Origin of the sequence: Catenulispora yoronensis (genome assembly GCF_039531695.1) — a bacterium.
Taxonomy (GTDB): Bacteria; Actinomycetota; Actinomycetes; order Streptomycetales; family Catenulisporaceae; genus Catenulispora; species Catenulispora yoronensis.
The window spans coordinates 70,021-92,893 of sequence record NZ_BAAAQN010000040.1 but is presented as its reverse complement, the minus strand read 5'-3'; the positions used below and the strand labels follow the sequence as shown (position 1 = coordinate 92,893).

The 22,873-nt window shown below is 72.4% G+C and carries 1 protein-coding gene; it reads right to left on the bottom strand.

The genetic code is table 11. The annotated features are described in order from the left end of the window. Positions 1-40 precede the first annotated feature (40 nt). On the bottom strand, positions 41-22,825 hold the full coding sequence (locus ABD481_RS28365) for an SDR family NAD(P)-dependent oxidoreductase (protein ID WP_344668837.1): 22,785 nt from the start codon (positions 22,823-22,825) through the stop codon (positions 41-43). Between the last annotated feature and the right edge of the window lie 48 nt (positions 22,826-22,873).

Below are 22,873 nucleotides of genomic sequence, written 5' to 3'. Positions count from 1 at the left end.
GCACTCACGACAACCCCGGCACTCACGACAACCCCGGCTCTCACGACAAGCCCAGGTCGCGGTCGATGAAGTCGAACAGCTCGTCGTCGGTGGCCGTCTGCAGTCCGGTGCCGGCGTCCGCGTCGCCGTCGCGGGCGTCGCGCAGCGCGGTCCACTTCAAAGTCAGGGCCTGGAGCCGGACCAGGATCTGCCCGCCCTCGGCGTCCGTGGCGGCGACCGCGGCCAGCGCCGTCTCCATCCGGTCCAGCTCGGCCAGCAGCGCGGCGGCGCCGAGCGAGTCGTCGCCGACCAGTTCGCCCAGCAGGTGCTCGGCCAGCGCACGCGGAGTCGGATGGTCGAAGACGACGGTCGCCGGCAGCCGCAGACCGGTCGCGGCACCGACGCCGTTGCGCAGTTCGACGGCGGTCAGCGAGTCGAACCCGGCCTCGGTGAAGGCGCGGTCGGCGTCCACTTCCTCCAGCGACGCGTGCCGCAGAACCCCGGCGGCCTGCGCCCGGACCAGGTCGACCAGCAGCCGCCGCTGTTCGGCGGCGCCGCGCAGCGGCAGGTCCACGAGCCAGGCGGGCTTGCCGTCGGCGCCGGAGGACGCGGCCTGCCGGGCGGTGCGGCGGGCCCGGCCCGGGACGACCAGCGCCCGCAGCGGCGCGGGCACCTGCGCCGGGTCCGCCGCGGCGGCGGCCATGGCCGCCAGATCCATGCGGGCGGGGACCAGGACCGGCTCGTCGGAGCTGTCGCAGGCATCGAACAACGCCAGGCCGTCGGCCGTGCTCAGTCCGTCCCCGGAGCGGGACTTGCCCTCCACGACGCGGCCGCCCATGCCGTCGGTCCCGGCCCACAGGCCCCAGGCGCACGACACCGCGGGCAGGCCGTGGGCCCGGCGCCAACCGGCCAGGCCGTCGAGGAAGGCGTTGCCCGCCGAGTAGTTCGCCTGGCCCGGCGAGCCGAGCACACCGGCGGCGCTGGAGAACAGCACGAACGCTTCCAGCGGGAGGTGGCGCGTGGCCAGGTGCAGGTTCCAGGCACCGTCGGCCTTGGGCCGCATCACCCGGTCGATCCGGTCCGGTGTCAGGGAGCTGAACACCCCGTCGTCGACCACACCGGCGGCGTGGACGACAGCGGTCAGCGGCCGGTCGGCGGGAACGGCGGCCAACGCCGCGGCCACCCCGGCCGGGTCCGCCACATCACCGGCCACCACATCGGCCTGGGCGCCGAGTTCGGCAAGCTCCGCGACGATGCGAACGGCGGCCTCGCTCGCCGGCCCGGATCGGGCCAGGAGCACCAGATTCCGGACGCCGTACTCGGTGACGATGTGCTTGGCGAGGTGTGCGCCGATACCGCCGGTGCCGCCGGTGATGAGGACGGTCCCCTCGCGGTTCCAGCGCGGCGCGATGTTCAGCACCACCTTGCCGATGTGCTTGGCCTGGCTGACGTATTGGAACGCCTCGCGGGCCCGCCGCAGGTCCCAGCCACGGACCGGCAGAGGCCTGAGTCGCCCGGCGTCGAAGAGGGCGACCAGCTCGGCCAGCATCTCGCCGATCCGCTCGGGCCCGGCGTCCATGAGGTCGAACGGTTGGTAGACGACGCCCGGGTTCTCGACGGCCAGCACCTCCGGATCGCGCAGGTCCAGCTTGCCCATCTCGACCAGGCGGCCGCCGCGCGGCATCAGGCGGAGAGTGGCGTCGATGAAGTCCCCGGCCAGGGAGTTGAGGACCACATCAACGCCGGCGCCGCCGGTGAGGGTCCGGAAGGCGTCCTCGAAGCCGAGATCCCGGGAGGAGGCGACGGCCTCGGGCTCGACGCCGAGCGCGCGGACCGCGTCCCACTTGCCGCGACTGGCGGTGGCCAGGACGCGGGCCCCGAGGTGCCGGGCCACTTGGACGGCCGCCATGCCGACACCGCCGGCGGCGGCATGGATCAGGACCCGCTCTCCGGCTTGGAGATCCGCGAGGTCGACCAGGCCGTAGTAGGCGGTGAGGAAGACGATCGGCACCGAGGCGGCAGTCTCGTCGGACCAGCCGCGCGGGATCCGGGCCACCATCCGGTGGTCGGCGCGGGCCAGCGGACCGAACGCACCGCCGAACAGGCCCATGACACGGTCGCCGACCTCCAGGGTGCCGACCTCGGACCCGACCTCGACGACGACGCCCGCACCCTCCGAACCCAGCTCGGCGCGGCCCGGATACATGCCGAGCGCGATGAGCACGTCGCGGAAGTTGAGCCCGGCGGCGCGGACCTCGATGCGGACCTCGTGCGGGGCCAACGGCTCGGCGGCGACCGGATCGGCGGCGAGGCGCAGGCCGTCGAGGGTGCCGTGCGGGCCCGGTTCGAGGCGCCAGGTGGTGCTCGTCGCGGGCGGGGCGAGGCGGGTGGAGGCGGCGGCGCGGGCAAGGCGGGCGGCCAGGACGCGGCCGGCGCGGACGGCCAGCTGCGGTTCGTCGGTGACGTTCGCGACGGCGAGAGCTCGGGCGAGCGCTTCGCTCTCCTGGCCTTGGTCGAGGTCCACCAGAAGCAGGCGGCCGGGCAACTCAGGCTGCGAAGAACGCACCAGACCCCAGATCGCCGCGCCCGCCAGGTCGCTGACCGGTTCGCCGTCGGTGGCGACGGCTCCGCGGGTGACGATGGCCAGGCGGGCGTCCGAGGCGCTCTCGGCTTCGGCCCACTGCTGGAGAGCTTCAAGAGTCTCGGCGGTCGCGGCGCGGACTCGCTCGGCGAGGTCGGTGTCATCGGCTTCAGGATCGGATTCGGTGTCAGCACCGCTGCCCGAAGCCATGACCGGGGTCGGGCGGTGAATCGTCCAGCTGGTCAGCTGTTCGACGTCCGCGACCTCGGCCAGCGCTTCGGCACTCGGCTCGGCGGCCGGTACCCAGTCGAGCACGAACAGCGCGTCGCGCGCCGGGTCGTCGGCCTCGGGGCCGCTCGCCGGGGTGAGCGCGCCTTCCGGAAGCGGACGCAGCACCAGCCGGTCGACGTCGATCACCGCTTCCCCGGCCCCGTCCGCGGCGGTCAGGCTGATGCCGCCGTCGGCGACCTTCGCCAGGCGGGCCCGGAGCATGCGGGCGCCGGACGCGTGGAGTCGGACGTCGCCCCAGGTAAACGGCAGTCCGGCGGCGCCGGGATGGTCCTGCCAGCCGTCGGCGACGCCGAGGGCGTGGATCACCGCGTCGAGCAGGGCGGGGTGGACGCCGAAGCCTTCGGCGCGCGGATCGGTCGGGGCGGTCGGGTTGGTCGGGTTGGTCGGGTTGGTCGGCTCGATCGGCCGGCTCGGGTCCTGGGGCAGCTCGGCTTCGACGAACAGCTCGTCATCGCGGCGCCAGACCCGGCGCAGACCTTGGAAAACGGGTCCGTAGCCGAAGCCGGAGGCGGCAAGGCTTTCGTAGAGCCCTTCGACGCTGATCGACTCCGCACCCTCCGGCGGCCAGACCGCGAAGTCGGCGAAGCGCGCCCCATCAGCGCCCTGATCATCGGCGGCCGTCAGCACGCCGCTGGCGTGACGAGTCCACTCCTCGTCGGTGCCGAGGCTGTCGGGCCGAGTGTGGATCGTCAGTTCGCAGGCGCCGTCCTCGGCCGGCGCCGACACCGTCACCTGCATCTGGCGCGCGCCGTTCGCTGGCAGCACCAGCGGCGCGTGCAGAGTCAGCTCCTTGAGATGCGGGCACCCCACCTCGTCCCCGGCCCGGATCGCCAGGTCCACCATCGCGACGCCGGCGACGAGCACTGATCCGGCGATCACGTGGTCGGCCAGCCACGGTTGCGCGGCGACGGACAGCCGTCCGGTGAGGACGCGGCCGCCGTCCCCCGCGAGCGGGACGACCGCGCTGAGCAGCGGGTGTCCGGCGGCGCCGAGACCCGCGGCGCGCACGTCGCCGGGCGCGGAGGGCAGACCGAGCCAGTAGCGGCTGTGTTCGAAGGCATAGGTCGGGAGGGCGACGCGGCCGGGGGCCTCGACGCCGGCGGCAAGGATGCCGCGCCAGTCGATGGGGGCTCCGGCCACGTGCAGGGCGGCGGCGGTGCGGAGCAGCGCTTCGGGCTCGTCAGTGTCCTTACGCAGAGTCGGGATGATCGTGCCCGGCTCGTCGAGCGCACCGGCGATCATCGAGGTCAGGACGCCGTCCGGGCTGACGTCGACGAACGCGGAGGCGCCTTGCTCGGCGAGGAAGCTCACCGTGTCCCCGAAGCGGACGGCTTCGCGCAGCTGGCGGACCCAGTAGGTCGGATCGGTGGCCTCGTCGCGGAGCTCGGCACCGGTAACGGTCGACACCAGCTTCAGGCGCGGCGCCGCAGCCGGGACCGAGGCGACGATCTGTTCGAACTCGGCGAGGGCCGAGTCCATGTGGTGGCTGTGGAAGGCGTGGGAGACGGTCAGCTTGCTGGCTCGGCGGCCAGAGCTCTTATACGCGTCGACCAGAGCATCGACCGCTTCGGCATCGCCGGAGACGACGACCGAGGTCGGGCCGTTCACCGCCGCGATACCGACACCCTCCGGCAAGCTCTCCAGAACCTGGGCCTCGGTCGCTTCGAGAGCAGCCATCGCACCACCCGCGCGCGCCTGACCCATCAAACGACCACGCGCCGCGACAATCTTGCAGGCGCCTTCCAGATCCCAGACACCCGCGATGTGGGCCGCGCTCAGCTCACCGATCGAATGACCGCCGAGCCACGCCGCGCTCAGACCCCACGCTTCGAGCTGCCGATACGCCGCCACCTGCACCGCGAACAACGCAGGCTGAGTCACCTCAGTCCGATTCAGCGCCTCGGCATCAGACAGCGCCTCGACGGACACACCAAGCAGCTCGCACGCCCGATCGAACACCTCAGTGAACACCGGCAGCACACCACGCAGACCCAACCCCATACCAACACGCTGCGAACCTTGACCGGAGAACAACACCGCGAGCGATCCAGCCGTCGAAGCAGTCCCGACGACCGCGACACTGCTCGGGCTCGCGATCGCCCCGACCGCCTCAGCAGCCCGCCAGCCGTTCACCAACCCGGCCGACGCACTCTCACCTCCCAACTCAGCGATCCGCCGCAACCCCGCGACCAACTCCGCCCGATCCCCACCGACCGCCACCGCGCGATACCCGAACCGCGACCGCCCCGCCAACGCCAGCGCGGTCTCGACCAGCCCCTCATCGCTGTCAGCAGTCCACTCCGCGAGCCGCGAGGCCTGAGCGCGCAGCGCCGCCTCCGACTTCGCCGACACCACCCACGCGACTCCGCCGGCCGGCAACGGCAGCGGTTCGGCGGCCATCGGTTCTGGGTCGCCCTCTTCGAGGATCACGTGCGCGTTCGTGCCGCTGATCCCGAACGAGGACACGCCGGCCCGGCGCGGTCGGCCCTCGACGCGCGGCCATTCGCGGGCCCGCGTCAGCAGTTCGATATGCCCGGCCGTCCAGTCGACCTGCGGCGAGGGCTCGTCGACGTGCAGCGTGGCGGGCATCAGGCCGTGGCGCATCGCCATCAGTGCCTTGATCACGCCCGCGACGCCGGCGGCGGCCTGGGTGTGGCCGATGTTCGACTTCACCGAGCCCAGCCACGCCGGGCCCGCCGCCCGGTCCCGGCCGTAGGTGGCGAGCAGCGCCTGCGCCTCGATCGGGTCGCCGAGCCGGGTCCCGGTGCCGTGGCCCTCGACCAGCTCCACGTCCGACGCGCCGAGTCCGGCGTTGGCCAGCGCTTGGAGGATCACTCGCTCCTGCGAGGGGCCGTTCGGCGCGGTCAGGCCGTTCGAGGCGCCGTCCTGGTTCACCGCCGAGCCGCGCACCACGCCCCAGACCTCGTGTCCGAGACGTCGGGCGTCGGAGAGCCGCTCCACCACGAGCATGCCCACGCCCTCGCCCCAGCCGGTGCCGTCCGCCGCCCCCGCGTACGCCTTGCACAGTCCGTCGGCGGACATGCCGCCCTGATGGGAGAACTCGATGAACCCGGCGGGCGTGGCCATCACCGTCACACCCCCGGCCAGCGCCATCGAGCACTCACCGCTGCGCAGCGCCTGCGCGGCCCAGTGCAACGCGACCAGCGACGACGAGCACGCGGTGTCCACGGTCACCGCCGGGCCGGTCAGGCCCAGGGTGTAGGAGACGCGCCCCGACATCACCGACGCGCCACCGGTCGCGACGTAACCGGCCGCGCTCTCCGGGTTGGCCGCGAGCAGCGCCCCGTAGTCCTGGCCGTTGGTGCCGACGAACACGCCGGTGTCGCCGCCGCGCAGCCCGACCGGATCGATGCCCGCGCTCTCCAACGCCTCCCACGACGTCTCCAGCAGCAGCCGCTGTTGCGGATCCATCGCCAGGGCCTCGCGCGGCGAGATGCCGAAGAACCCGGCGTCGAAGCCGGCGGCGCCGTCCAGGAAGCAGCCCTGGCGGACGTCCAGATCCGGCGCCGCATCGGAACCGCTCAACAACTGCTCCCAGCCCCGGTCTCCGGGCAGGTCCACAAGACCGTCCCGGCCCGCCGCCAGCAGCTCCCAGAACGCGTCCGCCGAACCCGCGCCGCCGGGGAAGCGGCAGGCCAGGCCGACGATCGCGATCGGCTCGTCGGCCTGGTTGACGCCTCCGGACCGGGACCCGGCCGCGGCCTTGGCGGCAGCCGCCGCAGCCGCAGCCGATGTGAAGGACGAGCCGGACTCCCGCGCCATCAGCTCGGCGAACCGTTCGCCGAGGTAGTCGGCCAGCGCGCCCGGGTTGGCGTAGTCGAACACCAGCGTCGCGGGCAGCCGCAGCCCGGTGACGGCGGCCAGAGCGTTGCGCATCTCGACCGAGATCAGCGAGTCGAACCCGAGGTCGCTGAACGCGCGGTCCTCCGGGATGTCGGCAGCCGAGGCCCGGCCGACGACCGCGGCGGTATGCGTGCGGACCAGCGCGAGCAGCGTCGCCCGCTGTTCCGACCCGTCGCGGCCGGACAGCTGCGCGATCAGCGCCTCGGTGCCGAGCGCGAGGCCGCCTCCCGATCCGCCACGCCGGTGCGCGGCAGCCGGAACCAGGGTCCTGAGCAGGCTCGGAGCCGCCGCCCCGGCCAGCTCGGCGCGCATCCTCGGCAGATCCAGACGGATCGGCATCAGCAGCGGACGGTCGGCGTCCACCGCGAGGTCCAGCAACCGCGCCGCTTCCTGGTTCGACAGCGCCTGGCCGCCGCGCGTGAGCCGCTGCCGGTCGACGTCGTCGAGCCGGCCGCGCATCCCGCCGTCCTCGGCCCACGCGCCCCAGGCCAGCGAGATCCCGGGCAGCTTGCGCGCGGCGCGCCGCCAGGAAACCAGGCCGTCGAGGAAGGCGTTGCCGGCCGCGTAGCCGGCCATGCCGGCGCCGCCCATAACCCCGGCCGCGCTGGAGAAGAGGACGAAGTTCGTCACGCCGAGCTCAGCCGTCAGCTCGTGCAGGTGCCAGGCGCCGCCGGCCTTCGCACCGAGCGCGCGGCCGACAGCCTCGGCGGTCAGACCCTCGACCACGCTGTCGGCGGTGGCTCCGGCCAGGTGCACGACGCCGGTCAGCGGACGCCCGGAAGCCGCGACGGCGTCCAGGAGCGAAACGACGTCAGCACGCTGCGACACGTCGCTGGCGACCAACCGGACCCGGACCCCGGCCGCCGAAAGTTCGGCGAGCAACCCGGCGGAAGCCCCGGAGCCCCAGCCGGAGCGGGAGGCGAGCACCAGGTCGCGGACGCCGGAGGCGGCCAGGTGCCGCACCACGACGCCGCCGAGGCCGCCGGTCGCGCCGGTCACCAGGACGGTCCCGGCCGGGTCCCACGGCGCGTCGGACGTGGTGTCGGACGTCGTGTCGGACGCGGTGTCGGACGCGGTGTCAGGCAGGTCGGCGACTCGGACCATACGAGGCACCAGAACACCGTCGGCGCGCGCCGCAAGCTGGTATTCGTCTGCCGCGACGGCGTCCGGCACGGCGGCCAGCGCCGCCACGACGCTGTCGGCCACCGCCTCCTCCGGCGCGAGGTCCAGCAGGACGACGCGGCCGGGATGCTCGGTCTGGACGGATCGCACGAGTCCCCACACCGCAGCCCCGGCCAAGTCGACGACCGGATCGGCCTCCGACGTCGAGACCGCGCCACGAGTGACGACGACCAGCTGTCGCGGGCCAGCAACAGTGCTGTCGTCGGAGAGCAGCCATTCCTGAACCGTCTCCAGGACTGCGGTCACAGCGTCGCGGACCAACGTCGGAACGTCGTCGCGAGCGCCATCACCATCGCCGTCGTCATCAGGACCCGAAGTCGCCCCAGCACTGAAGACAACCAGCGGAACGTCTGCCGGAACTTCGGCGAGCGTCGCAAAGGTCTGGCTCTGCGCAGTGGCCGCGATCCCAAGGCGGTCGTCGCCGACAACAGCCCACGTCTTCGAACCGACCGTCGCCTTCGCGCTCTCCAGCGTCGACCACTCCAGCTCGAACAGCGCGTCCCGCAGCGAGTCACCCGCGAGCGCCGCGACGGCCAATGGCCGCATGACCAGGCTGCGCACCGTCACCACCGGCTCGCCGGACGGTCCGGCGGCAGCGATCGTCATGGCACCGTCGGCACCGGTGGTCATCCGGACCCGGAGCAGGCGCGCGCCGGTCGACCAGACGCGGACGTCGGTCCAGTTGAACGGCATGACCGGCTCGGCGCCCTCGTCGAGACCCAGCGCCGCCAGCGCACCGCCGAACAAGAGCGGATCGATGACGAAAGCAGTGGTCTGTGCCGCCGAAGTGTCGGGCAGTTCGAGTTCTGCGAAAACCTCGCCGTCGCGGCGCCAGACCTTGCGCAGCGTCTGGGAAGAGGGGCCGTAGAACACGCCGCCTTCCGCGAGTCCCTCATAGAGGCCGTCGACCGGGATCGGCTGGGCATCGTGCGGAGGCCAGGCCGCGCCGAGGTCGGCGAAGGCCCGGGCATCGGCCGCTTCGTCGCCGAAACCGAGCGAGCCGCTGCCGTGGCGGGTCCATTCCTCGATGCCCGAGCCCTCGGACCGGCTGTGAACGGCGAACTCGCGGAGGCCGGCTTCGTCGAGTGCGGCCACGGTGACCTGGAGCTGGAGCGCGCCGCCGTCGGGGATCAGGACCGGCGCGTGCAGCGTCAGCTCCCTGAGGCTGTCGCAGTCCACTTCCATACCGGCACGCAGAGCGAGGTCGAGCAGCGCGGTCGCCGGGAGCAGGACGATGCCGGAAACCGCGTGATCGGCCAGCCACGGCTGCGCCGCGACGGAGAGTCGGCCGGTCAGCACACAACCGCCGTCAGCGAGCGGGACCGCGGCCCCGAGCACGGCGTGGCCGGTCGCGGACTGACCGGCGGCGGCGACGTCCGCGATCATCCCGGCAGGGGCTTCCAGCCAGTAGCGAGAGTGTTCGAAGGCGTAGGAGGGCAGCACGACCTTGGTACCGGCACCGGCGCGGGTGCGGTCGGCACGGTCCGAGCCGATACGGCCCGAACTGTCCACACTGTCGAATCTGTCGATTCGGTCGGCACCACCGCCGCTCCCGCCGCCGACCAGCAGCCGCGGCCAGTCGATCGGCACCCCGGCCGTGAACAGCCGCGCCGCCGACGCCGCGAGCGCGGCCGGCTCGGCCACGTCCCGGCGCAGCGTGCCGCCGACCACGCCGGCGACCTCGGCGACGTCGAGGATTTGCTCGATGCCGCTGGTCAGCACAGGATGCCCGGAGGCCTCCACGAACAGCCGGTACCCGTCCTGGACCAGGCTCCGGACTGCCGGGGCGAACCGCACCTGCTCGCGCAGGTTCCGGTACCAGTAGTCGGCGTCGGCCTCGTCGCCGGCCATCCACTGCCCGGTCACCGTCGACAGCCACCGCCGCCCCGGCGCGACCGGACGGGGCCGCAGGCCCGCCAGCTCCTGCCAGATCACGTCCCGGACCTTCTCGACCTTCGCCGAGTGCGACGCGTAGTCGATGTCGAGCACGCGCACCCGCACCTCGCCCCGGGCCTCGATCTGCTGCCCGAACGTCAGCGTCGCGTCCCGCAGGCCGGACACCGCCACGGCGCCGGGACCGTTCAGCGTCGCCACCGAGACGTCGCCGGTCAGTCCGGCCTCGGCGATCCACTCCTCGACGTCGGCGGCGGGCGCCGCGATCGCGACCATGGCGCCGAACCCGGCGAGGTACTCGCGGATCACCCGGGAGCGGGTCGCGACCACACGGGCGCCGTCCTCGATACTGAGGGCCCCGGCGACCACCGCCGCCGCCACCTCGCCCTGCGAGTGCCCGATCACGACCGACGGCGCGACCCCCAGCGACTCCCAGACCCGGGCCAGGCCGACCATCACCGACCACAGCACCGGCTGGACCAGGTCGTCGCGGCGCAGCCAGGCGTCGTCCGGACTCGACAGCAGGGCCCTGAGGTCCAGATCGGTCCACCGGCTCAGGGCACTGGCACACTCGTCGACGGCCTCGGCGAACACGCCGCCCTCGGCCAGCAGCCCGGCGCCCAGGCCCACACGCTGCCAGCCCTGGCCGGGGAACACCAGCACCTCGGACCCGGAGACGGCGGGCGAGGCCGATCCCAGCACGGCCCCGGCGACCCCCGGGTCGCCGAGCGCGATGGAGCGCAGTCCGGCGACCAGTTCGGCCCGGTCCGCGCCGAGCGCCACGGCGCGGTGCCCGAACCGGGACCGGCCGGCCAGCGCCAGGCCGGTCTCGACGAGCCCCTCGTCGCCGTCGGCGGCCCACTGCGCCAGCCGCGAGGCCTGCGAGCGCAGCGCCGCCTCGGACTTCGCCGAGATCGGCCAGGCCACGCCGCCGGACGGCACCGGCAGCGGCGAGACGCCGAGCGGCTCGGGGTCGCCTTCCTCCACGATGATGTGCGCGTTGGTGCCGCTGATCCCGAACGAGGACACGCCCGCGCGCCTCGGGCGCGCGGCGTCCCGCGGCCACACGCGGGCCTCGGTGAGCAGCTCCACGTCGCCGGCCGACCAGTCGACGTTCGGCGAGGGCTGGTCGACGTGCAGCGTCGGCGGCATCAGCTCGTGCCGCAGCGCCTGCACCAGCTTGATCACCCCGGCGACGCCGGCGGCGGCCTGGGTGTGGCCGATGTTCGACTTCACCGACCCGAGCCACAACGGCCGGTCCTCCGGCCGGTCCTGGCCGTAGGTGGCCAGCAGCGCCTGCGCCTCGATCGGGTCGCCGAGCGTGGTGCCGGTGCCGTGGCCCTCGATCAGATCGACGTCGGCGGTCGCCAGCCCGGCGTTGGCCAGGGCCTGGAGGATGACCCGCTCCTGCGACGGCCCGTTCGGCGCGGTCAGGCCGTTGCTCGCGCCGTCCTGGTTCACGGCCGAACCACGCACCACGCCCCAGACGCGGTGGCCCCGGCGTCGGGCATCGGACAGGCGCTCGACGACGAGCATGCCGACGCCCTCGCCCCAGCCGGTCCCGTCGGCCGCCCCCGCGAACGACTTGCAGCGGCCGTCGCGCGCCAGGCCGCCCTGCCGGGCGAACCCGGCGAACGTGCCGGGCGTCGACATCACCGCGACGCCGCCGGCCAGCGCCATCGAGCACTCGCCGGACCGCAGCGCCTGGACCGCGAGGTGCAGGGCGACCAGGGAGGAGGAGCAGGCGGTGTCGACGGTGACGGCCGGACCGGTCAGGCCGAACAGATAGGCGATACGGCCGGACAGGACACTGCCCGCGTTGCCGGTATCGAGGAAGCCGAGGACGTTGTCCGGGACGGCGGGCAGCCGGGCGGCGTAGTCGTGATACATCAGGCCCGCGAAGACGCCCGCCTGCTCGCCACGCACGGCGATCGGATCGATGCCCGCGTGCTCCAGCGCCTCCCAGGTGGTTTCGAGCAACAGGCGCTGCTGCGGGTCCATCGCGAGGGCCTCGCGCGGGGAGATGCCGAAGAAGTCGGCGTCGAATTCGGCCATGTCCGGCACGAACCCGCCCTCGGGCAGGTACGCGGTCTCGGCCTCGGGATCGAAGATGGCAGCGAGGTCCCAGCCGCGATCAGTGGGGAACGGAGCGATACCGTCGCGGCCGGTGGCGACCATGTCCCAGAACTCGTCGGCGGAGCGGACCTCGCCGGGGTAGCGGCAGGCCATGCCGACGATGGCGATCGGCTCGTCGATGCCGGACTTGGCGGTCCGCGAAGCCTTCAGGACGACGGCCGATCGCGTACCGGTACCGCCGACGCGCTCACGCAGGTAGCCCGCGACGGCATCAGGGCTCGGATAGTCGAACACGAGGGTCGCGGGGAGGGTGAGACCGGTGGCGCGCGCCAGACCGTTGCGCAGCTCGACGGAGGTGAGGGAGTCGAAACCGAGGTCCTGGAAGGGGATCTCGGGGGCGACGGCGTCGGCGGAGGCGTGGCCGAGAACGGCGGCGGCCTGCGTGCGGACGATGGTCACCAGGGCACGAAGTTGCTCCGCCTCGTTGAGGCCGGTGAGCTGCTGACGCAGGGCGTCACCGGCGGTCGCGTCGGCGGCTGCGGCAGCACCGGCGCGGCGGCGGGAGCGGGGGACGAGGACGCGGAGCAGGGGCATGACCGGCTGGCCGGCGCTCTGCTCGCGGATCGCGGCGAGGTCGAGGTTGGCGGCGATGAGGTGGGTGGGGGCGGGGGCTTGGTCGGCGGCTGTGTCGGTCGCGGTCGCCGTGGCTCCGGCGGTCGCGGTCGGGGTCGCTCCGGCGGTCGCAGTCGCTGTGGCTCCGGCGGTCGCGGTCTCGGTCTCGGTCTCGGTCTCGGTAGCGGTCGGTGTGGCTGCCTCAATCGCTGTGGCTGTGGCTGTGGCTGTGGCTGTAGTTGTCGCTGTCGCCGTCGCGGCATCGAACATCGCAAGACCCTGAGCAGCGGTGATCGGCATGCCGCCCTGGGCGAGTCGGCGGACCTGGCTCGTGCTGAGCCGGTTCGCCATGCCGACACCGTCTTCCCAGAGCCCCCAGCCGATGGACACTGCTGGCAATCCCTGGGATGCGCGCCAAGCGGCCAATGCATCGAGGAACGCATTGCCTGCGGTGTAGTTGGCCTGCCCCGCGTTGCCGAAGGTCCCGGCGGCGCTGGAAAAGAGCACGAAGTTGGTCAGCGGGAGGTCGGCCGTCAGCTCGTGCAGATGCCACGCCGCGTCGGCCTTGACCCGCATCACCGCGGCCAGTCGCTCCTCGGTGAGGGATTCGAGCAGGCCGTCGTCGAGGACACCGGCAACATGGATCACACCTCGCAGCGGCCAGCGAGCGGGAATGGCCTCGATCGCGGCGGCGAGCACGTCGCGGTGCGAAACGTCTCCAGCCGCCACGCGGACCCGTGCGCCTCGGCTCGCCAGCTCGGCCAGCAACGCCTGCGTGTCCGGCGCCGAGGCTCCCGACCGGGACAGCAGGACCAGGCTTCGGACACCGTGCTCGGCGACAAGGTGGCGAGCCACCAGCGCACCGAGGCCGGCAGTACCGCCGGTGATCAGCACCGTGCCGTTCGGGTCCCACGCCGGGGCCGCGGCGGCACCGCCAGCGCGGACCAGCCGGGGCGCGAACAGCTCGCCGCCACGGATCGCGACCTGCGGCTCGTCGCCGATCGCCGCGAGCACCGGTCCGAGGTCGGCCTCCGCGACGTCCGCCGGATCGAGGTCCACCAGGACGATCCGTTCCGGGTGCTCGATCTGCGCCGTACGGACCAGGCCCCACACCGAGGCGGCCGCGAGGTCAGCGATCGGCCCCGCGCCAGCCGCCACGGCACCCCGGGTCAGCACCACCAGCCGTTCGGCCGCCTCGTGCTCCTCGCGGACCCACTGCTGAACTACGCGAAGCGCCTGCGCGCTAGCCGCCTCGGCCGCACCTGCGCCAGCGTAGGGACCGCCGCCGTCGACACGGTGCACTACCCAGTTGTCCTGGTCCGCTTCGGCGCTGGTCGGGGCGCCGATCCGGGTCCACTCGACGGTGTAAAGGCTCTGTCGCGCGAGGTCGACCGCCGTCCCGGACTCGCCGGTGAGCTGCGGCAGCGGGCGCATTACGAGGCGGTCGACCTCGACCACCGGTTCCCTGGCACCGTCCACCGCGACGATGTGGACGCCGCCTTCGCGAACCTGCGTCAGGCGGGCTCGCAGAACGCTGGCACCCGATGCCCACAGCCGGATCCCGCTCCACGCGAACGGCAGGCCCGCGAGACCGGGGCCGTCCCATTCGGCGACGGCGATGCCGTGCAGAACGGCGTCAAGCAGCGCCGGATGGACGCCGAATCCGTCGGCGGCGGAAGACTCCCCGGGCAGTGCGGCCTCGATGAACAGATCATCACCACGGCGCCAGGCACCACGCAGGCCCTGATACACCGGGCCATAGACATAGCCGCGCTCGGCAACCGCCGGGTAGAAGGCGTCGATCGATATCGCCTGCGCGCCCGACGGCGGCCACTCGGCATCGCCCGACAGATCGGCGACAGCGAAGGTCTCAGAAAGCTGATTGGCGGACAGGACTCCCTCTGCGTGCAGCGTCCACTCGCCACCACTGGCACCGGCACCGGCTCCGTCCGGCCGCGAGTGGACCGTGATGCCGCACTCGCCGGCCTCCCCCTGCCGCTCGACACCGACCTGGATCTGCACCGCGCCCTCAGCGGGAATCACCAGCGGAGCGTGCAATGTCAGTTCACGAACAGCGCTGCACCCGGCCTCGTCCCCGGCGCGAATCGCCAACTCCACGAGCCCGGTCCCGGACACGAACACCGTCTCGCCGATGACGTGGTCCGCCAGCCACCGGTGCGACGCCAGCGACAGCCGCCCGGTGAGGACCCGGCCGCCGTCCGCCAGCACCACACAAGCACCGAGCATCGGATGGTCCGAGGCGCCCAGACCGGCAGCCCGAACATCGCCAGCGCTGAGCGCGCCGTCCAGCCAGAAGCGTGAGCGCTCGAAGGCATAAGGCGGAAGCTCGACGCTGGTCGGATAATCGGCAGTTACGCCCAGGACGGTCGGCCAGGCGATATCGAGCCCCGCGGTATGCAGCGCGGCGACGGTCTGAGTCAGCGCGGCAGGCTCGTCAACATCCTTACGAAGCGTCGGAACAACCACCGCGTCGCCCACGACGCCGGAGATCATCGACGTCAGCACGCCGTCCGGACTGACGTCGACAAACACCCCTGCGCCCTGATCGGCGACGAACTGAACAGCGTCGCCGAAGCGAACAGCCTCGCGGAGCTGGCGAACCCAGTACCCGGGGTCAGCAGCCTGATCCGCAAGCTCGGCTCCGGTCAGCGTGGACACCAGCCTCAACCGCGGCACCGACGCCGGAACCGAAGCCACGACCTGCTCGAACTCGGGCAGGACGGAGTCCATGTGGTGGCTGTGGAAGGCATGGGACACCGTCAGGCGCCGCGCCCGATAGCCAGCGTTCTTGTACTGCTCGACCAGGGCGTCGACGACATCGGCGTCACCAGACACAACAACCGAGGTCGGGCCATTCACAGCCGCGATGCCGACATTGCCGGCCAACGTCGACAGCACCTGGTCCTCAGTCGCCTCCAACGCCGCCATCGCACCACCGGCGCGCGCCTGCCCCATCAACCGACCACGCGCGGCGACGATCTTGCAGGCACCCTCCAGATCCCAGACGCCAGCGAGGTGGGCCGCGCTCAGCTCGCCGATCGAATGCCCGCCGAGCCAGGAAGCGCTCAACCCCCACGCTTCGAGCTGCCGATACGCCGCCACCTGCACGGCGAACAACGCAGGCTGAGTCACCTCGGTACGGTTCAACGCCTCAGCGTCGGAGAGCACCTCGATCGACAAACCCAGCAGCCCGCAGGCCCGATCGAACACCTCAGTGAAGACCGGCAACACACCACGCAGCCCAAGACCCATCCCAACGCGCTGCGACCCCTGCCCCGAAAACAACACCGCCACCGAACCACTGACCGAACCAGAACCCTCAAACACACCCGACCCGGCCGATCCGACCGGCGCTCCGGCCACCTCACCCACCGACCCGGCCAACCGATCGCCCACCCCCGCCAGCCTCCGCAGGCCAGCCACCATCGCCGCCCGATCAGCCCCCACCACCGCCGCCCGAACCCCGAACCGCGACCGGTCCGCCAACGCCAGCGCGGTCTCGATCAATCCCTCATCGCTGTCCGCAGTCCACTGCGCCATCCGCGAAGCCTGCGCCCGCAGCGCCGCCTCCGATTTCGCCGACAGCGCCCACACCACCCCACCCATCGGCACCGGCAACGGCGTCACCGCCTCCGGCTCCGCGTCGCCCTCCTCAAGGATCACGTGCGCGTTCGTCCCGCTGATCCCGAACGCCGACACCCCGGCCCGGCGCGGACGCGCCGTGTCGCGCGGCCACGCCCGGGCCTGCGTCAGCAGCTCCAGCTCCCCCGCCGACCAGTCGACCGCCGGTGAGGGCTCGTCGACGTGCAGCGTCGCGGGCATCGCCTCATGCCGCATCGCCAGCAGCGCCTTGATCACCCCGGCAACCCCGGCCGCCGCCTGGGTATGACCGATATTCGACTTCACCGACCCCAACCACACCGGACCCGCCACCCGATCCCGGCCATACGTCGCCAACAACGCCTGCGCCTCGATCGGGTCGCCGAGCTTCGTTCCGGTCCCGTGGCCCTCGACCAGGTCCACGTCCGCGACTTCGAGCCCTGCGTTGGCCAACGCCTGGAGAATCACCCGCTCCTGCGACGGCCCGTTCGGCGCCGTGATCCCGTTCGAAGCGCCGTCCTGGTTCACCGCCGAGCCGCGCAGCAGTCCCAACACCCGGTGGCCCTGCCGCCGGGCCTCCGACAGCCGCTCCACCACCAGCACGCCGGCGCCCTCGCCCCAGCCGGTCCCGTCGGCAGAACCCGCATACGCCTTGCACCGGCCGTCCCCGGCCAGCCCGCCCTGCCGCGCGAACTCGGCGAACAGCAGCGGGGTGGCCATGACCGTCACGCCGCCGGCCAGCGCCATCGAGCACTCGCCCGCGCGCAGCGCCTGCGCCGCCAAATGGAGCGCCACCAGCGATGACGAGCACGCAGTGTCCACCGTCACCGCCGGGCCGGTCAGCCCCAACGCGTACGCGATCCGGCCCGAGACCACGCTTCCGGCGACCGCGGTGCTCAGGTAGCCGCTGCTCTCCTGCGGCGCCTGGCCGAGCACCGACTGGTAGTCCTGCCCGTTGCTGCCGACGAAGACGCCGACCTGGCCGCCGCGCAGCTCCGCCGGGTCGAGCCCGGCGCGCTCCAGCGCCTCCCAGGACGTTTCGAGCAGCACCCGCTGCTGCGGGTCCATGACGCGCGCCTCGCGCGGCGAGATGCCGAAGAACGCCGCGTCGAACGCCGAGGCGTCGGCGATGAAGCCGCCCTCGGCCCGGTGCTGACGCGTCCACTCCGGCCCGAAGTCCTCCCCCGGCGGCCAACCGCGGTCGTCGGGGAACGCCGACATGCCGTCGCGGCGGTCGGCCAGCAGCTCCCAGAACTCCTCCGGCGAGGCCACGCCGCCCGGGAACCGGCAGGCCATGCCCACGATCGCGATCGGCTCGTCGGCGACCGCCGCCGCCTGCACGACCACCGCGCGCGCCGCGCCGCCGCCGAGGCGCTCGCCGAGATAGTCCGCGAGCGCGACGGGCGTCGGGTAGTCGAACACGAGTGTGGCGGGCAGCGTGGCACCGGTGGCCCGAGCCAGGTTGTTGCGCAGCTCGACCGAGGTCAGGGAGTCGAATCCGAGGTCGGTGAACGGCTGGTCGACCGGGATGGTCGCGGCTGAGGCGTGGCCCAGGACGCCGCCGACGTGGCCGCGCACCAGGTCGAGCAGCGCCGCCGCGCGCCCGGCCGGGTCCAGCGCGGCCAGTCCGGTGGCGAAGGTGTCAGTACTTTGAGTCGGCGCGTATGGCGACTCGACGGCGGCACTGCGGCGCGGCTGCGGAATCAGGGTGCTGAGCAGTGGCGGAACCGGACCGCCGGCCAGCTGGGTCCGCAGGCCCGCGAGGTTGAGCCAGGTCGGGACGAGCAACGGTCGGCCGGCGGCGCAGGCGGCGTCGAACAACGCGAGTCCGGTGGTCTCGGTCAGCGGCACGGAGGTGCGGAGCAGACGCCGCAGGTCCACCTCCGACAGCCGCGAGCCCATGCCCGACTCCGCGCCCCACAAGCCCCAGGCCATCGAGACGCCCGGCAGGCCCTGGGCCGTACGCCAAGCGGCGAATGCGTCGGCGAACGTGTTGCCCGCTGCGTAGTTGCTCTGCCCGGGCGAGCCGAAGATGCCCGCAGCGGCGGAGAAGACGACGAACGCGGTGAGCGGGACGTCGGCGGTGAGGTCGTGCAGGTTCCACAGCGCGTCGGTCTTCACGCGCATGACAGTGTCCAGACGGTCCTGCGTCTGGGCTTCGAGCACGCCGTCGTCGATGACGCCTGCCGTGTGCACGACGCCGCGCAGCGGGAGATCCGCGTCGCCTGTGGCCGTAGCCGTGGCCGTAGCCAGGGCGGCGGCGAGCGAGACCCGGTCGGCGACGTCGGCGGCGAGCACCTGCACCTGGGCGCCGGCCGCAGTCAGCTCGTCGACGAGCTCGGGGACGCCGGGAGCGGAGGGCCCGGAGCGGGACAGGAGCAGCAGGCCGCGGACGCCGGCGCGGCGGACGAGGTGGCGGGCGACCATCGCACCGATGCCGCCGGTGCCGCCGGTGATCAGGACGGTGCTGTCGGCGGACCATGGCGAGGTGTCAGTGGTCTGAGCACGGACGAGACGCGGCGCAAGCAGGCGACCGGCACGGACCGCGGCCTGCGGCTCGTCGCCGAGGGTCGCGAGGACGCGGCCGAGATCGACAGGACCGACGGGCTCGTCGGCGTCCCAGTCCAAGAGGACGACCCGGCCGGGATATTCGGCCTGGGCCGAACGCACCAAGCCCCACGCGGCCGAGGCTGACAGGTCACTGATTCGGTCGGCGGTGCGGGCGGCGACAGCGCCGCGCGTGAGGACAACGAGGCGAGCGCTTTCGTCGCGGCTGTCATCGGTACACCAGTCGCGGACGACATCGAGGACCTGACCAGCCACAACGCGCGCCTGGGCGCCGGGGTTCGAGCCGGGGTTCGCGCCGGGGTTCGCGCCAGCGGCGTCAGCCCAGTCGGCGTCAGCCCCGCCAGCCACACAGGCGACTGTCCAAGCCTGAGGGTCGTTCGAACTACCGTCGCCGATGTCGAAACGGTCCTCACCGATCAGCGTCCAGGGCCGGCCGACGGCACTTCCGACGGCCGGGACGGGGCTCCAGTCGAGGGCGAACAAAGCATCGAGCACCTGATCGCAACTCTTCGCCAGACGGTGCAACTGCGCGGTGTCCACGGCACGCAGGGTGAGCGCGTCGATGGACAGAACCGGTCCGCCCTGCTCGTCGACGGCGCGGACGGTGGCAGTGGTCTGCGTCCCCACCGCACTGCGGTCCAAGCGAAGATGCGCCCGCAGTTGTCGCGCGCCACCCGCGAACAGCTGGAATCCCGATATCTCGGCGGCAATGTGCGGCCCGGAAGTCTCGGCGGCCAGCGCCTGCACCAAGCCCTCGACGAGCGCCGGATGGATAGCGAAGGCGCCGAGCTGCCCCGACGGATGTTCGAGTTCGACGAAGAGATCGTCGCCGCGCCGCCACACCTGACACAGTGCCCTGAATCCGGGGCCGTGGACGACACCGGCGTCGGCGAGACGGTCGTGGATGGCGTCGGCGGACACCGGACTCGCGTCAACAGGCGGCCACGTGGCGAGGTCGTCAAAGGCGCTCACGCTCGCGGCTGCGGCCACCTCGCCAGCGGCGACCGTGCCGGTCGCGTGCCGCGTCCACTCGACGTCGGCGATCTCGCTGTCAGTCCGGGAGAAGATCCCGATCTCACACGTACCGGCACCGTCCGGCTCACCCACGGTGACCTGGATCTGCAAGGTGCCGTCGGCGGGCAGCAGCAGCGGTTCCTCGAACCGGAGTTCGCCGACCACCGCACAGCCCGCCTCGTCGGCCCCGCGCACCGCCAACTCGACAAGCACCGCCTCGGGAACGGTGACGACACCCGCCACCACATGGTCGGCGAGCCACGGCTGCGCGGCGGCGGACAGCCGTCCGGTAAGGATCCAACCACCGCCGGCAAGGCCCAGCGACGCGCCGAGCAGCGGATGCCCCGCGCTGGCAAGCCCGGCCGCGCGCATGTCGCCGACGGTGGCGCCATCGGCCGGGTCGTCCAGCCAGTAGTGGCTGTGTTCGAAGGCGTAGGTGGGTAGCGCGACGTGGACCTGCTCGCCACTGGCGCCGAGCACAGCCGGAATATCAAGATCGAGGCCCGCCGCATACAGCGCAGCGACAGAGGCAGTCAGCGCGGCCGACTCATCAGCATCCTTACGCAGAGTCGGAACAACGACCGCCTCGCTCACGACGCCGGAGATCATCGAAGTCAGCACACCGTCCGGGCTGACGTCGACGAACACCTCGGCACCCTCCGCGGCCAGGAAGGTCACGGCATCGGCGAAGCGCACCGGCTCGCGCACCTGACGCACCCAGTAGCGGGGATCGAGCGCCTCCTCGCCGAGCTCGACACCGCTGAGCGTCGAGACGACCTTCAGGCGTGGGAGCGTGGCCGGGACCGAGGCGACGATCTTTTCGAACTCGACCAGCGCCGAGTCCATGTGATGACTGTGGAAAGCATGCGAGACCGTCAGGCGCCGAGCCCGATGGCCAGAGTCCTTATAACGCTCGACCAGAGCTTCGACCACATCGGCATCACCGGAAACGACCACCGAGGTCGGGCCGTTCACCGCCGCGATGCACACGCCATCGGGCAGGCTCGCCAACACCTCGGCCTCGGTCGCCTCAAGAGCAGCCATCGCACCACCGGCGCGCGCCTGACCCATCAAACGGCCTCGCGCCGCGACAATCTTGCAGGCACCCTCCAGATCCCACACACCCGCGATATGCGCGGCGCTCAACTCACCGATCGAATGACCGCCGAGCCACGCCGCGCCGAGACCCCACGCTTCCAACTGCCGATACGCCGCCACCTGTACTGCGAACAGAGCAGGCTGAGTCACCTCGGTCCGATTCAAGACCTCGGCATCAGACAACGCCTCAACAGAGAGACCGAGCAGCTCGCACGCCCGATCGAACACCTCAGTGAAAACCGGCAACACATTTCGCAGCCCAAGACCCATCCCGACGCGCTGCGACCCCTGCCCCGAAAACAACACCGCCACAGCAGAACCAGCAGAACCAGAACCCTCAAACACACCCGACCCTGCCACCACCCCAACCGACTCAACCGGCACGCCGGCCACCGCACCCGCCGACCTGACCAACCGATCAGCCGCCCCAGCAAGCCTCCGCAGGCCAGCAACCATCGCCGCCCGATCAGCCCCAACCACCGCAGCCCGACACCCAAACCGCGACCGCCCCGCCAAAGTCAACCCAGTCTCAACAAGCCCTTCATCGTCATCAGCAGCCCACTCCGCAAGCCGCCCCGCCTGCGCCCGCAGCGCACCCTCCGACTTCGCCGACAACCCCCACACCACACCACCCGAAGGCACCGGCAACAGCTCGGCCGCTTCCGGCTCCGGATCCCCCTCCTCCACAATCACATGCGCATTCGTCCCACTGATCCCGAACGACGACACCCCAGCCCTGCGCGGCCGCCCCTCCACCCGCGGCCACTCCCGAGCCGCCGTCAGCAGCTCGACTTCCCCCGTCGCCCAATCCACCTGCGGCGAGGCCTCGTCCACGTGCAGCGTCACGGGCATCACCCCGTGCCGCATCGCCAGCACCGCCTTCATCACCCCGGCCACACCCGCCGCCGCCTGCGTGTGCCCGATGTTCGACTTCACCGACCCCAGCCACGCCGGGCCCTCCGTCCGGCCCTGCCCATAGGTCGCCAGCAGCGCGTGCGCCTCGATCGGGTCGCCGAGGCGGGTCCCGGTACCGTGGCCCTCGATCAGGTCGACACTGCCGGCCGGCACTCCGGCGTTGGCGAGGGCCTGGAGGATCACTCGTTCCTGCGAGGGGCCGTTGGGCGCGGTCAGGCCGTTCGACGCGCCGTCCTGGTTCACCGAGGAGCCGCGCAGCAAGCCCAGGACCCGGTGCCCACGGCGGCGGGCGTCCGACAGCCGCTCCAGCACCAGGACGCCGACGCCCTCGCCCCAGCCGGTGCCGTCCGCGGCTCCCGCATAGGCCTTGCACCGGCCGTCGGCGGCCAGGCCGCCCTGCTTTGTGAACTCCGCGTAGGTGAACGGCGTCGACATCACCGTCACGCCGCCGGCCAGCGCCAGGTCGCACTCCTCGTGCCGCAGCGAGTGGCAGGCCAGGTGCAGGGCGACCAGCGAGGAGGAGCATGCCGTGTCCACCGACAGCGCCGGGCCCACGAACCCGTATACGTACGACAGCCGTCCCGACAGCACGCTGACCGCGTTGCCGGTCATCAGGTAGCCCTCGGCCTCCGGCGGCGGCTGGCGCAGCTGGGAGGCGTAGTCGCGGCCGTTGGTGCCGATGAAGGCGCCGATCGGGCCGCCGCGCAGCGACTCGGGGTCGATGCCGGCGTCCTCCAGCGCCTCCCACGAGGCCTCCAGCAGGATCCGCTGCTGCGGGTCCATCGCCAGCGCCTCGCGCGGGCTGATCCCGAAGAAGCCCGCGTCGAAACCGGCCACCTCCTCGACGAAGGCGCCGGCCGGCCAGGGGCGGTCCGCGGTCTCCGGGCCGAACAGCTCCGGCAGGTCCCAGCCGCGGTCGGTGGGCAGCGGCCCCATCCCCTCGCGGCCGTCGGCCAGCAGCTGCCAGAACTGCTCGGGCGAGGCGACGCCGCCGGGCAGGCGGCAGCCCATGCCGACGATCGCGATCGGCTCCCGCTCGCGGTCCTCCGCCTGCTGCAACAGCTGCTGCGTCCGACGCGTCTCCGCCATGGCGCGCTTGAGGTACTCGCGGAGCTTCTCCTCGTTGGACATGTCGCGGCTCTCCCTTATGCGCTAATGCGTGTGCAGCTTGATGGCGGA